Genomic DNA, 13,558 nt, shown 5'->3' with positions numbered 1-13,558 from the left:
CAGCCGCCGCCCCAGGCCAGCGCTCCCGTAAACCCAGGCCAGCTCAGCGATATCAGCAGCCTTGGCGTCTACGTGGCTGGCAAGCCGGGGAAGCGCCACAGCAGCCCTTATTGACCCAAGCGGGGCTTGGCTAGCCGGTTTTGGCAAGTGGCTTAACTGTTGCGCGCTGCGACAGGCCAATCCTCACATCTGGCGCGAACCAGTGCATTCCGGGCTCGGCAAGTGATAAATGCTCGCTTGAATCTTGAGCGTGGCCAACAGCATTGCTAGCACCGCGATGCCTTCAGCCCGCAGGTTTTGTGCTGTCGGAATAGCTTGGGCATGCATCAAGGAAGGAGGCTATCTTGTTAACCGCTATAGCCGGGATGATGTATTTCCAATTATTGATAAGAGAAGGTAAAGGTAGCGATTGCCGCTAATGAACCAGGCATCATATTTCCTGTTCTGACAATGTAGGCAGAAAACGGAAAGACCTGATTTCCCGTCATATTATTCATCAAAAGAAATTGATTGGTTGTGCCTTTATTGGCGGAGTCGGGTCCAAATTTGACCAGACTGCCATCGGCCTTCTTTATTTGCACTCCAATGCCGCTGGCAGTAGAGCTACTTTTTAAAGACAGCAGGTTGCTGGTATTGCTCGGATTATTATTGTCCGTAAATGTCATGTAAACATTCAGACTGCTGGGGCAGCTAAGGCTAAGGCTAAAGGGCGTGGGTAATGATAAGCTGCCAATGCTGGCCAGGTTTATGGAATTAACAGAAGGTAGTGTAATATTAAGATTTCCAGTATTGGCTGTGCATGTTGACGCTTTTATGCTGATAGTGGTACTGGCAAGATTAAGATTAAACGCATATGCTGCGGAGTTGGTTTCATCACGTAGCTGAATATTTGCCACAGTCTGCGCCGGAATGATATAAGTACCAGTTTTCAGTGATCCGGTAATCACGAATTGAATGAAGTATTTTAATCCCATGCCTACATAGCCTTGCCCATTTAGCATGAAGTTGGGAGAGAATCCCAGCGGGGTGTAGCTTTTGGCTGGATCAGCAGCGCCCACAATATAACCAATGCCAGGAGCTTTGGTTGGGAAAATGCTATAAGTAACGCCATTCAAAGTGTAAAACATTCCACTTATTGGTGGGATGGCCGGTGCGATATAAGTGGCGGGGTAAGGAGCACCATCCAGTTTCCCTTGGGTGCAAGTAAAAACACTATAAATATTATCGGCTGTTTGCCAGCTTGTAAAAGATGTGCCTACTGTCAAAGAGTTGGCAGCACCGCTCCAGCTGAATCCTGGAATGCTTGCATTAATTGGCGGGGAGACGACTGGTGCAGTAACATTACTGCTATCGCCGGTGTAGCTCGAGACACATTTGACGGTTGCAAAAACATGATTGCTACAAATCAATAAGCCAGCGCTTGATATATGCTTCAACAAGTTTCTCATCAATATTTCCCCATTAATGCGTGCCAGATATTCAAAAGTTAGTATTCAATACTGCACAATCCGCCAGATTTTTTGACAAGGCATGGTGTATGTCGTAATGCACTTATCCAGTCAGCACCAATTGCTATGGAAGGTATGGTTTTCCATATAGGGGTAGGGAATATCCCGCTCCTTACTACTGACAAAAGTGGATTTTCAAAAGTATTTCAGCTAAAAGGCAAAAGCTGCACCATTACGTTTTACTTGAATATCAATGCAGCTGCTTATCGTTGTTGCTTAGGGTGTGATTGACGGCGTGGGGGCAGGTATTAATGCATGCGCAAAATCTACACTGCTTTGGCAGTTAAAGACAGGGTAAAAGGAGTGGCGCCTGTGGCAGATTACAATGCTGGTAATTATCCAGTCATTGTATTGCATACATGGATTGGTTTATACCAGGTACACAGCAATTATATTGGACGCGAGGGTTGCAAGGTATCCTGTTTGGCATCACTGGTATGACATGGTAAACGTAGCCCGTGCTGTTAGAGTGCCAACCCCCACGCTACCTGCCGATGTGCGAATATAACTGGCACTAAAGGGGATTAACTGGTTGCCGATGACATTGTTACCAATCAGGAACTGATTGGGATTGCCAGCCATGCTAGAGTCTGGTCCCATGGAAATAATTTTCCCATTCTGCTTTATCTGTACACCAATACCCGTTGTCGTGGATCCACTTGCTGCCTGAATGATATTGCTGGTCTGCGCTGGATTGCTGTTATCGGTTATAGTCATATAGGCATTAACCGCATTGGGACAGTTAATAGAGATATTGAATGGCGTTGCACCTGTAGTTGATCCTGCACTAGGCAATAGTGCAGTTTGGATGCCTGGTAGCTGAACCTGGATATTGCTGGTATTAACGGTGCAGCTTTGGGTCTGAATAATAGCGCTGGTTGGTTCAACGCGAAATAAACCTCGGTATGAACCACCGTCTGAAGTCCATCCCATGATGTAGGTTGCCGTTGTTGGCAGAGATATAACTCCGCTGCTAAGTGGGGCAATTCTGATAAACCGAATTTTAGCGGTCAATAATACTGTACGATTTGCTGCCGAGTAGCATATGCCTCCCACCAAGAAACACCATCCTTTATCTACTGGAAGTGGAAAAGGAAGTGTTTGGTATGCTCCAGTCCATTGGACAGATGCTATGTAACCAATATTCGAATTTGGAAGTTTAAAAATGGTATAGGTAGTTCCGTTGTCATCGTAAGTGAGGTTGGTTGAAGGTTGAGCCGCGGCTAGACTGAGCCTTTCATTTGGAATGCAATTGGAGAAGGCGGTCGCTGTTGTCGTATACCAATCACTAATTGGAGTGATCAAGGGTGTACTGGCTGGAATGTTGGCAACGGTGAGTGGGGGAATTGTAGTGAATAAATATAAATTCAAACCACCTATATTAGTACCTTGAACAGTACAACTTGCATAGGATGAGTTATGCAAAAAAAATAATCCGATTAGGATAAATATTTTCCCAAAGTGTAGTGTAAGCAATTTATAGAAATTGAAATGTTTTGGCATGAATTTCATCGTATCACTCCGCAAGTGCCAGCTGTTTTTATGGTTTTAAGCAGCTTGAAAGGTGCAGCTTGTTTTCTAAAGGATTTCTTACTACTTTTACATGTGCACTTTGCGCTAGGGCATGGTTATTTAATTTTTATTATCATGTGTCATTAAAATGGTATGTGTCAAAATAAAATTAATGGTAGCCATTACTGAATGCCCATCTGGCAAACTGCTGTCTTGAAAGAAGTGATCGTAAGCTCAGCATTGTCATAGCTTAGCATGCATTTTTTGCCACCATCGAGGTCGACAAACAAGCTACCGCTGGGCTGTTTCACTCGCGCAAATAGTTTGCCAGCTTGACCAATATCACCGACTATGTGACCGTCCTTGTCTTTTACGCTGGCACCAAAGGGCAGTGGGCTTTCATCGGCAAAGCGTGTTTTCAGTAGCAATGGCAAGCCCATCGTGGTTTTAAACTTCACCAGTACCACCGAACCACTACGCGGAATCGCTTGTGTACTGCTATAGTCCAATTGCACACCATCACTCATGCTACCCGTTTCCAGCTGTATATCATTTTTGCGGTAAGAGGAGAGCGATGGCAGCAGTGCATGACCGGAGCCATCCACTTCTACGCCAATACCAGGCGCCACCATCGCACCTTTGGCATCTGGTGCTTCAATAATTGCAGTACTCTCTCCGAGTGGTTGGCCAAATAACACGGTCCCGGCCGCGGCGACGACCGAGCCATTCAAGCCCAGCGAAGCTTGTTTATTTCCACCGGAGCTGCTGGCGCTCGCATTGACAATGCCTTTGCTACCTTGGTAAGCAAGATTGCCAGCAATGCTGCTACTGTTACTGCCACCACCACGACTTTCTCCTATGTTGATTCCATAGCTCATTTTTCTATCCTGGTCGAAGCTACCGCTCATATTCAGTTGTGCATCACTGCTACCCGTAGAATCATTACGCAGGCTGCTGCTGAATATCTTTCCGCTATCCAGGTTAAAGTTGATACTTAGCATGACGCTGTTGACACTTTGTCCGCCATTGTTGGTTTGTCTATTGGCATCAATTGCCAAACTACCCCACTTGTAGCCTTGCCGTATACCCATCTGGTATTGGGTGCTACGTGCTTGGCCACCCCAGTAATCCTGAATGGAGCCACTTATATAAGCAGAACTCCCATTTTTAAAGTTTTGATTAATATTGATTTCTCCACGACTGCGTAGCCGGGAAAAGTTGTTAAATAAGAGTTGCCCATTGTTGGGATCTGCCATCGTGTCCCGAATATTTAGTGCAGTTTGCACATCCATGTAGCCGGAGGTCGAGTAGCGATAGGCAGCAAGAGTGACATTGGTTCCAGTGTTATTGAATAGCTTGTTGAAGCTGAATCGATAAGACTGACCAGTTAGCGTTGTGCCATTGATTTTCGTATTTGAACTACTGACATCAAAGCCAAGGGCGCCAGCACCAGTATTAAACACACTGCCTAGTTCTAATGTGGTATAGCCATCTGCTGCGGTCACCCCACCATTTAGTGTGAGTAAATTGGACATCCCGCGCTGATAGGTAAACTGTCCAAGCATGGGCGTTGTGTTTGCCAGCTTGCGCACTTGGCCTAAAGTAAAATTATAGTGGCTCGAACCTTCTCGTAGCGAACGTGGTACGGCAGAAAACGGTACGGTAAATGTTGATTTTTTGCCATCAGCTTCAGTCACCGTTACGACAAGATCACCGTTGTAGCTGGCTGGAGCAATATCCCTGATTTCAAATGCACCAGGAGCGACGGTGGTATCGTAAATGGTATAGCCGTTTTGCTGGATGACCACATGCGCATTGCTATTGGCCATGCCACGGACGACCGGTGCGTATCCGGTATCATTGATGGGCTTCATCCGGTCATCGCTGGCTATGCGGATACCCCGTACCGGAACCGAAGTGAATAGATCGGAATCGCTAAAACTATCACCAATAATCAGCTGGGAATGGATGGCATCCAGATCGCGACTGATATAATTTCGGATCGGTTGGATTGAATGGCCGTTGCTATTACTCCAGTTAACCGATGTCGTATTGCGGAAACGCCAGCTGCCCAGGTTCAGTCCGATATTTGCCGACAAGTAGGCATTGCTATTGTCAGTATTGGCTGTTTTTGAGTAGTAAATATTACTGGAGTAGTCGAGCAGCAGGGCAGGTACACCTTCATCCCAGCTGTCTGGTGAGGTGTAGCCTATGAAATGCTGCTGCATGTCAACCTGTGGAACGCTTATTTTTAATTGTAGCAGGTTGCTATCAAATTGGTAGAATGCGCCGTTAATCTGCTTGGCCAGATCAACACAGATATCCTCCCCCTTTTGTGTTGGCTCTGGTAAGCGATCGGCACGCACGCCCAGCTCCAGTAAAAGTGATCGCGGAATGCATGGGACAGTATTTTTATTATCTTCAGTTTTGATAAGGCGCAGATCACGCCGTCCGCGCGGTATTTCGTTGATGAGCACATCCGTACTGTACTCACCCTCCGGCAATGATGATCCAGTCTGAAATTTACTGAAATCCAGTTTCTTCAATGAATCACCCCATAGCAAGCTTCTATCAAAAGAAGGCTCGCTGCCATTTTCATTGGCTTGTACCGCTTGATGGCTTATGCCAAAGCAGACGGCCAGAAAAAGGTGTATTGGTTTTTTTTTGAAGCTAATGGATTTCACTGTATAAACCTTGTTGTGCCACTACGGTGGCAACCTTCAAGTGGTTTATTCGGCAAGCTTTGCTGTATAGCTAGAGCTGCCACCATAATCATTAATAACGCTGAAATTTATGCCGGGCTTGATTTCATCACTCTTGGCGGTTATTTCGTATTCCATATCGCCATTAGGTGAAATCATTGATTTTTGCGGTGATAAATCCACACTGCCCTTGGTTTTTTCTGTATTGATATGTATTTGATTGAAAGTGATATAGTACGGGGTACCATTGTGAATAAGCACATACCATTTGGAATTTTTGCTAATCAGTTTCCAGCTTAATTTTTCTGGTGCATTTTCTGGAGATAGTGCTAACTTTTCAGGGCGAAAGAAAAATTTGATCCGACTTCTGATGCCGATGCGCAATTGGTTAGGATCGTCGGTATTTTGTGGTACTTCGAGTACATTTATCCAGAACAGGCTTTCCTTGTCGGTGGGAAGTGCTATTTCTCCGGTATAGCGTACGCGAATATTCTGCCCTTTTTCGGCCTGCAATATGGATATGGGTGGGGTTAAAACAAAGGGTGCGCTAGTGTTGTCCGGCGTGTCTTTGCTATTTCCTTCATCAAGCCATGCCTGGATCAGTGATGATTTTTTTCCCGCATTATTTACGGTAAAGGTGATTTCTTTTTTGCTGGCGGGGTAGATGATGCGTGTTGCATTAATGGATACGTCGGCCTGTGCCAGATTAAACAGGCTGCCCATGGAAAAAGTGCCTACTGCTGTAATGAAGTTTTTTATCATGTTTTCCCCAGATACTTTATTAGTGATGGCAAGAGGGTGATGTAAATTCATCACCCTCTGCTGCTTTGCTTCTGTGAAAAGGAGTTGCTTAATATCTACTCGTATTGCACAGTGTAATTGACGCTTGCAATAACGGTGCCTGCAGTGACCGCAGCTTTGGCATAGTAACTGGCACGATAATTCAGTATGGCGCCATCGTTGATAATATCGAAGGAGGCACCGCTAGCACCAAAGCCACTACCCTGGCCAATATTGATTGGTGAATTAGAGTTTATGTTGTACAAGGCAACATCTACATTGCTTGCGGTGCCAGTATTAATCAGTCTTCCGGTAGTGGAATCAACATTACTACCAGCTTCAAACCAGGCTGCAGCTTTCTTGAATGGTTGTGGGCAGCTGCTGAGGGTAATGGCAAATTGTGTGGCTCCAGCTGTTGCTGCAGGACTGGCTAACGCAGTCGCCGAAACAATTGGCAGTGTCACCGTGCCATCATTGGTACCATTGGCTGCACTGATCGTGCAGGTCTCTGATGAAATATCACCATTGAAACTGATGAGTCCATCGGCGGCTTGGGCTGTCGAAGCTAATGCAGCTAGTAATGATATGGTTGAAACGCTTATAAGGACCTTTTGCATTGCAAGCTTCCTCAGGTAGACAGACCGCTAGTGCGTGCTTTTTTTATAGTCTGAAAGTGGCGAATGGTTAAATTCGCGGATATATAGTACGAGGAGGAGCCAATATGACTCCTCCTTGGGGATTGGCTATGCAGCTATGCCATGACGCTGCAGCATGCAGCGCTTTGCTTACTGATATTGAATGGTGTAGTTAACCGAGGCGACAACTGAGCCGGCCGTGGCTGCGCCAGTGGCGTAGTAGCGGGCATTGAAGTTCATGGTGGCGGCATTATTGGTAATCGGTACGGCAGTACCGCTGCTGCCCAAGGAGCCATTACCTTGGCCAACAGCAATCGGCGTGGTGCCGGTACTGTTGTACAGTGCTACATCCACTTTGGTGGCGGTGCCGGTGTTAATCAGACGGCCCGATGCGGGATCAACGTTAGATCCAGCTTCAAACCAGGTGGCTGCTTGGGTGGCTGCTGCTGAGCAACCTGATAGTGCGATAGAGAACTGAGTTGTACCTGCGGTAACACCGGCGCTAGCCAGCGATTTGGCCGAGACGGTCGGCAGGGTCACCGTGCCGTTAGCTGTGCCGCCGGCAACGGTCGGGGTGCAAGATTGGGCGGTCACATTACCATTGAAGGTAATGGTGCCGTCTGCAGCTTGTGCCTGTGCAGCAAGGCCAGCCAGCAGAAGAGCGGTAGAAGCGGTGGTGAGCAATTTTTTCATGATGTCTGTTCCTTCGTGTCGGATGAGGAGGATTCAAATACGCTGACGCGTTGCGTGCGTTTGACTCAGGCTAGTATCGACTGGGAGACAGTTTTTTCATCTAAGACGCATCATTTTTGAATCTAGGAAATTTCCTATATCCAGCTGATTTGGCTTGTTTTATGTGGGAAAATTTAAAAAAACGTCATTATTTTAAATGATTAAATTTTGCTCAGAAGTTAAGTGCTGGCCACATGTTGGTAATTTGCCTTGATTACTGCATTCGTCTTGCTTGATGTGTATTGACTATTTCTTTTTTATCGAATTGTCCATGTCATGTAATGTATTTCGATTGCATAGCATTTGCGCTGCCACGCATTTCGATTGTCAAGCGGCGGGGCGGGGGCAATAATCCTGCTTTGCTTTGAGCTGAGGCAGCTTATGTTGATTGGTGAATCGCGTGTTGAACGCCTGGTGGTGCATCGGGTAGGCAATCAGGCTAGGGGAGAGGGCTTGCAGCTGTCCGAGCGGGCTTGTGATGTGGATGATGGTGTTTCCTCGCTCATCTTGAGTGGCTACTTGCGGGGTGTGGTTTCCGACAAGAAGAAGCACCAGTTCTTTCATGAGTCGGATCTCAATCTGAATGAGATCTATCACTACACGCGGCAGTTTTTCAGGGATGAGCTGGACTTCCTCACGGTTTCCCAGCGTATTGCCAAGCATTTGTATGCTCGTTCACAGCATCCGAATATCAGTGCTGGCGATTTGTTTGTCATTTTGTTTGCCGGTTTGTCTGATGGTGAGCGGCAGTTGCGTGCCCTGGGGGTATTCAAGTCGGAAGTGCGGGATGACTTTCTGTCGGTGATCGAGGCCGGTGAGGTATTTGACATTCGCCATGCCTCTGGCATCAACCCGCGTCTGATTGATAAGGGGGCCTTGATCCTGGAAAACAGTCCGCTGGTCTATGCCGTGGATCGTGGTGGTCAGCAAGCAAAGTTCTGGCTGGATGATTTTCTCAAGGCGATGCGGGTGCCGGATGCGCAAAGCAGCAGCCGCATGGTGGCCAGCGTGGTCGAACAGCTATCCGAGGAGATTGCCGACCCGCTCGAGCAGGCCCGCTTCAAGGATGAGTTTCTGGCGGTGTGCGGTGCGGAAGAGGAGATGTCGACCGGTCAGGTCAGTTCCATCGCCGAAAAATTCGTCGGCAAGGAGCAGGTAAGCCAGGCATTTGACAGCGCGGCCGAGGCATATGGCTTTGCCCTGGATGAGGAGGCGCGGCTGCCGGCGCAAAACATGGCCAAGCGTCTGGAAAAATCGCTATCCAAATATGGTATCGGTCATGGCATCAGTGTGCTGTTGCCGACAGGCATTACCTTGAAAAATATCCAGTCGGTGAATGACGGTGAGGGAGAGTTAAGCCTGACCTTGAAGCTGCACAAGCGCGACTGATTGTTGTTGTGAGCAAAAAGCCCGTCAGTGATGACGGGCTTTTTGCTGGGCGGGGTGGGGATGGCCTCAGCCTTCCAGCACGCTGGCCATGGCCTGGGCGACATAGTCCACATTGCGGCTGTTCAAGCCGGCTACGCACATGCGGCCTGAGCGCACCAGATAGACGGCAAACTCTTCACGCAGGCGGTCTACCTGTTCCGGGCTGAGGCCGGTGTAGCTGAACATGCCTTGCTGGGTGGTGAAGTAGCTGAAGTCGCGGCCAGGCAGGCGGGCGCTGAGTACGGCGAACAATTGCTGGCGCATGGCCTTGATGCGTACCCGCATCTGTGCCACTTCGGTTTGCCATAGGGCAAACAAAGCCGGATCGTTCATCACGGCGGCGGTAATCTGACCGCCATGGGTGGGGGGGCTGGAGTAGTTGCGGCGTACGGTGGCTTTCATCTGTCCCAGTACGCGCTCTGCTTCTTCCTGGCTTTGGCAGACGATGGACAGTCCGCCGCAGCGTTCGCCATAGAAGGAAAGGTTTTTGGAAAAGGAGTTGCTGACAAAGAAGCTGATTCCCGCATCGGCCAGTGCGCGGATGGCGTAGGCGTCTTCATCCAGCCCCTGGCCAAAGCCTTGGTAGGCAATGTCGAGGAAAGGCAGCAAATTGCCGTTTTTCAGCACGGGAATCAGCGCATCCCATTGCGCCTGGCTCAGGTCAACCCCGGTGGGGTTGTGGCAGCAGGGGTGGAGCAAGACCACGCTTTGCGCGGGCAATTGCTTGAGTGTGGCCAGCATGTCATCGAACAAGAGGCCACCGCTGTGTGCATCGTAGTAAGGATAGTCATGCACCTTGATCCCGGCACCTTCAAAGATGGCGCGGTGATTATCCCAGCTGGGCTTGCTGATCCAGGCTTCACTGTGCGGGAAATAGCGCTTGATGAAATCCGCGCCCACTTTCAGCGCTCCGGAGCCACCGATGGTCTGAATGGTGGCGATGCGTTGTTGCTGTAGTGCCGGGTGTGTCGCACCAAACAACAGTTTTTGCACGGCGCTGCGATAGTTGGCGGCGCCTTCCATCGGCAGGTAAGGACGCGGTGCGGGAGATGCTGCACGGGCTGCTTCCGCTTGTTGCACGGAGTCGAGCAGAGGGATGCGTCCCTCTTCGTCATAGTACAGGCCGATGCCCAGGTTTACTTTCTGGCTGCGGGTGTCGGCATGAAAGGTTTCCACCAGGGTCAGGATGGGGTCGCCGGGATAGGCTTCGACATGTTCGAACATGAGACGGCAATTCCTTGGTAGCGATCAGGATAGGTAGTGGGCAGCGACCCGTCCTAAGAACAGGGTTGCTGCGCTGTATTAAGAGAGCCATCTTCGCGCAAAGCGGCCAATAGCAGCAAGTCATGCACGGCTTGTGCTGCTGGATAAGGGAAATTGCGCGTGCAAAGGGTGACTCTGCGGCAGAGTGCTGGCATAATCCGCCACTCGGTGCGCCCATGGCGAAATTGGTAGACGCAAGGGACTTAAAATCCCTCGACTTCGGTTGTGCCGGTTCGACCCCGGCTGGGCGCACCAACACCGTTACACTGTTCGAGCCACATGGCTAGCAGACCAGTTGGTCGATGCCGGCTTTTGCTGGCACGCGCTTGCAAGCTGCATTACCATACAGGGCGCAGCAGCGTCATGGAGATGATGACAGGCTGTGCTAGCGACGGGTTGTATACCGTCACCCCGTCTGGCAGGCTTGCCTGTCATTGAAAAGCATCACTGGATCTAGATAGAAGTTCATGAAGCCAAATACCGAAACGGCACTGGGTGCTGCTCTCAAATCCGCAGTGCAGAGTCTGTCGAAGAAAAAACAGACAGAAATGATTGCGGAACATGTTTACAGCAAGTTCGAAGTGTTTCGTCAGTTCCGTCCGCTGGCTCTGGGCATCCATGAGAGCCTGATTGCTGCCTTGCCGCAATTCGATGCCACGCTGATTTCCCGTGTGGTGGCCAATCACTGCCGTAAGCCGCGCTATGTCAAGTCGCTGGCGCGTGGCGGCAAGCGTTTCGACCTGGCCGGCAAACCGAGCGGCGAAGTGACTGCTGAAGAGAAAAAGGCTGCCCAGCTGATGTCGGCACCCAAACCGGCAGTTGAAGCCGCTACTGCACCAGAAGCCAGTGCGACGCCGGTGGCGCCAGAAGGCCAGTCGGCAGAATAAGCGTTCATTCGCCCCCGTTACCAACCCCTTCTTGCCTTGGCAAGGAGGGGTTTTGCATTTATGTTGTCCATTTTCCGCTGGAGGATGACCCATGCGTTGGCTGCTTGCACCGGATTCCTATAAAGGCTCGCTGGAGGCCGCTGCGGTGGCAGAGGCGATGCAGCGTGGCATTGAACGCGCCGACCCGCAGGCGGAGTGCCTGCTTCGTCCAATGGCCGATGGCGGCGAAGGGACGCAGGATGCCCTGTATGCCGCTGTTGGCGGCCAGTGGCTGCAGTTTCCGGTGTGCAATGCCACGGGTGACACCATCATGGCTCCATGCTTGCTGTTGCCGGACGGAACCGCAGTGCTGGAGGTGGCGCGCATCATCGGCTTGCCCGAAGCGGGAGACAGCCCGGTGGCGCAACGTAGCAGCCGTGGTGTTGGCCAGATGCTGGCAGCCTTGTTGCAGTCGGGGCAGCGGCGTATCGCAGTAGCCTTGGGCGGCTCCAGTACTAATGATGGTGGGGCGGCGTGTCTGGCGGCGCTTGGTCTGCAGTTACTCAATGCCCGGGGGCAACGGTTGGACGGCGCACTGCAGGATTTGTCGCAGTTGTTCACGCTGGACGCCGATGGCTTGCTGCAGGCTTTTGCCGATGTCGAGCTGGAAATCTGGTCGGATGTGGATAATCCGCTGAGTGGGCCTCGTGGGGCAACCGCAGTCTTCGGCCCGCAAAAAGGCGTGGCTGCGGCGGATATCGCCCGCATCGATGGCGAGATCACCCATTTCGCGCAGCTGCTGGATGCCCGCTTGCAGCGAGATACCCGGCACCTGCCCGGCAGTGGTGCTGCCGGTGGGCTGGGCTATGCCATGCTGTTGCTGGGTGGGCGCATGCAATCGGGGGCGCAGGCCGTGGCGCGCCATCTTGGCCTGGCGGCAGCCCTGCAGAGGGTCGACTGGGTGTTCAGCGGGGAAGGGCGCAGCGACAGCCAGACACTGGCGGGCAAGGCTCCGGCCTGTGTGGCTGCGCTGGCACGCGCGGCCGGTGTGCCGGTCAGCCTGCTGTCCGGTGCGGTCATCGCCGACGAGCAAGGGGCGCTGGCTGGCAGTTTTGACGGCTGTTATTCCCTGTGCAACCGGCCGATGTCGCTGGATAGCGCGATGCAGGAAGCTCCGCAACGGCTGGCCCAACTGGCCGAACAAGTGGCGCGCACCATTCTGGCCGCCCGGGCCGCCGCCTAGCCTTTAGCAGTACGTTAGCTGACCTCGCCCCTGGCTGGTCTGGGCAGTGTGCCGCCGCAATGCTTGCAAAAGCGCGCATCCCAATCATGCCCCTCGCTGAAGCAATGGGGGCAGAGGCGGGTGGCCGACTGCTTGTCGGTTGGGGTGGCCGATGCGCCGCGGGCGATTTCTGCCGTCACGATGCCGGTGGGCACGGCGATGATGCCATAGCCGGTAATCATCACCAGGCTGGCCAATGCCTGGCCCAATGGTGTCTTGGGGGTGATGTCGCCAAAGCCGACGGTGGTGAGGGTGACAATGGCCCAGTAAATGCCGACCGGAATGCTGGTGAAGCCATTGGCTTCGCCTTCGATGACATACATCAGCGTCCCCAGGATGATGACCAGCAGTACCACGGTGCCGAGAAACACGATGATCTTGCGCCGGCTGGCCAGCATGGCCCGTTTCAGCTCGCGTGCCTCGCCCATGTAGCGGGTGAGCTTGAGAATGCGGAACATGCGCAGCAGCCGCAGCACGCGGATATCGGCCAGGAAGCGGCTTTCCGGAATGAACAGGCCCAGGTAGAGCGGCAGGATGGACAACAGGTCGACCACGCCGAAAAAGCTGCGGGCGTAGCGTAGCGGTTTGTGGACGCAGGCCAGACGCAGCAGGTATTCCAGCGTGAACAGAATGGTGAACAGCCAGTCCAGAATCTTTAATTGCGGGCCCCATTGCTGGCGGATGCTGGCCACACTCTCCAGGATCACGGTGAGCAGCGACAGGATGATGCTGACAATCAGCGCCAGATCGAACAGCCGGCCGCTGCGGGTGTCTGCCTCAAAAATGATGATGTACAGCTTGCGGCGCCAGCCGCTCAAGGGAATCAGCTCTTCCTGGGTCGGCATGATGG

11 protein-coding genes and 1 tRNA gene are annotated in these 13,558 nt (G+C 51.5%); 4 read left to right on the top strand and 8 right to left on the bottom strand.

The annotated features are described in order from the left end of the window. Window positions 1-380: 380 nt before the first annotated feature. The 6 genes from DFR38_RS13765 to DFR38_RS13740 form a co-directional block, all read right to left on the bottom strand. Window positions 381-1,448 (bottom strand): fimbrial protein, encoded by a 1,068-nt coding sequence (locus DFR38_RS13765; RefSeq protein ID WP_082693336.1) that lies wholly within the window; start codon window positions 1,446-1,448, stop codon window positions 381-383. Between the two features lie 489 nt (window positions 1,449-1,937). After that, window positions 1,938-3,020: a fimbrial protein gene (locus DFR38_RS13760; protein ID WP_082693335.1), complete on the bottom strand. Its 1,083-nt coding sequence runs from the start codon at window positions 3,018-3,020 to the stop codon at window positions 1,938-1,940. Between the two features lie 182 nt (window positions 3,021-3,202). Further along, the gene (locus DFR38_RS13755) at window positions 3,203-5,704 is read right to left on the bottom strand and encodes a fimbria/pilus outer membrane usher protein (RefSeq protein WP_082693334.1); all 2,502 of its coding nucleotides are present in this window, start codon (window positions 5,702-5,704) and stop codon (window positions 3,203-3,205) included. Window positions 5,705-5,749: 45 nt separating this feature from the next. Next, on the bottom strand, window positions 5,750-6,535 hold the full coding sequence (locus DFR38_RS13750) for a fimbrial biogenesis chaperone (RefSeq protein WP_059285326.1): 786 nt from the start codon (window positions 6,533-6,535) through the stop codon (window positions 5,750-5,752). Between the two features lie 44 nt (window positions 6,536-6,579). Beyond that, window positions 6,580-7,119: a fimbrial protein gene (locus DFR38_RS13745; protein WP_082693333.1), complete on the bottom strand. Its 540-nt coding sequence runs from the start codon at window positions 7,117-7,119 to the stop codon at window positions 6,580-6,582. A gap of 168 nt (window positions 7,120-7,287) precedes the next feature. Next, the gene (locus DFR38_RS13740) at window positions 7,288-7,830 is read right to left on the bottom strand and encodes a fimbrial protein (RefSeq protein ID WP_059285325.1); all 543 of its coding nucleotides are present in this window, start codon (window positions 7,828-7,830) and stop codon (window positions 7,288-7,290) included. Window positions 7,831-8,172: 342 nt separating this feature from the next. Here DFR38_RS13740 and DFR38_RS13735 point away from each other — a divergent pair, with 342 nt between their 5' ends. Beyond that, complete coding sequence (locus DFR38_RS13735; RefSeq protein WP_239688572.1) at window positions 8,173-9,258, top strand: nucleoid-associated protein; 1,086 nt, start codon at window positions 8,173-8,175, stop codon at window positions 9,256-9,258. Between the two features lie 66 nt (window positions 9,259-9,324). Here DFR38_RS13735 and DFR38_RS13730 read toward each other — a convergent pair whose 3' ends face one another. Then, the gene (locus DFR38_RS13730) at window positions 9,325-10,521 is read right to left on the bottom strand and encodes an amino acid aminotransferase (protein WP_110313541.1); all 1,197 of its coding nucleotides are present in this window, start codon (window positions 10,519-10,521) and stop codon (window positions 9,325-9,327) included. Window positions 10,522-10,730: 209 nt separating this feature from the next. On the opposite strand from DFR38_RS13730, the gene DFR38_RS13725 reads away from it, so the two are divergent. The 3 genes from DFR38_RS13725 (at window position 10,731) to DFR38_RS13715 (ending at window position 12,669) form a co-directional block, all read left to right on the top strand. Next, window positions 10,731-10,815, top strand: a tRNA-Leu gene (locus tag DFR38_RS13725). A gap of 212 nt (window positions 10,816-11,027) precedes the next feature. Continuing rightward, window positions 11,028-11,447, top strand: coding sequence for a ProQ/FINO family protein (locus tag DFR38_RS13720; protein ID WP_059285323.1), 420 nt, complete (start codon window positions 11,028-11,030; stop codon window positions 11,445-11,447). 91 nt (window positions 11,448-11,538) lie between these two features. Then, the gene (locus DFR38_RS13715) at window positions 11,539-12,669 is read left to right on the top strand and encodes a glycerate kinase (protein ID WP_059285322.1); all 1,131 of its coding nucleotides are present in this window, start codon (window positions 11,539-11,541) and stop codon (window positions 12,667-12,669) included. A gap of 14 nt (window positions 12,670-12,683) precedes the next feature. Here DFR38_RS13715 and DFR38_RS13710 read toward each other — a convergent pair whose 3' ends face one another. Further along, a complete protein-coding gene (locus DFR38_RS13710; protein WP_059285321.1) occupies window positions 12,684-13,553 on the bottom strand; it encodes an ion transporter in 870 nt (289 codons plus the stop codon). Between the last annotated feature and the right edge of the window lie 5 nt (window positions 13,554-13,558).

The organism is Aquitalea magnusonii (assembly GCF_003202035.1).
Classification (GTDB): domain Bacteria; phylum Pseudomonadota; class Gammaproteobacteria; order Burkholderiales; family Chromobacteriaceae; genus Aquitalea; species Aquitalea magnusonii.
The sequence above is the reverse complement of the archived record's forward strand: the minus strand, read 5'-3'. Positions and strand labels throughout refer to the sequence as shown.

Excerpts from the sequence above, each read along its gene's own strand:
- DFR38_RS13760 (WP_082693335.1), bottom strand. The coding sequence starts at position 3,020 with ATGAAATTCATGCCAAAACATTTCAATTTCTATAAATTGCTTACACTA.
- DFR38_RS13710 (WP_059285321.1), bottom strand. The coding sequence starts at position 13,553 with ATGCCGACCCAGGAAGAGCTGATTCCCTTGAGCGGCTGGCGCCGCAAG.
- DFR38_RS13745 (WP_082693333.1), bottom strand. The coding sequence starts at position 7,119 with ATGCAAAAGGTCCTTATAAGCGTTTCAACCATATCATTACTAGCTGCA.
- DFR38_RS13765 (WP_082693336.1), bottom strand. The coding sequence starts at position 1,448 with ATGAGAAACTTGTTGAAGCATATATCAAGCGCTGGCTTATTGATTTGT.
- DFR38_RS13730 (WP_110313541.1), bottom strand. The coding sequence starts at position 10,521 with ATGTTCGAACATGTCGAAGCCTATCCCGGCGACCCCATCCTGACCCTG.
- DFR38_RS13720 (WP_059285323.1), top strand. The coding sequence starts at position 11,028 with ATGAAGCCAAATACCGAAACGGCACTGGGTGCTGCTCTCAAATCCGCA.
- DFR38_RS13740 (WP_059285325.1), bottom strand. The coding sequence starts at position 7,830 with ATGAAAAAATTGCTCACCACCGCTTCTACCGCTCTTCTGCTGGCTGGC.
- DFR38_RS13715 (WP_059285322.1), top strand. The coding sequence starts at position 11,539 with ATGCGTTGGCTGCTTGCACCGGATTCCTATAAAGGCTCGCTGGAGGCC.
- DFR38_RS13750 (WP_059285326.1), bottom strand. The coding sequence starts at position 6,535 with ATGAATTTACATCACCCTCTTGCCATCACTAATAAAGTATCTGGGGAA.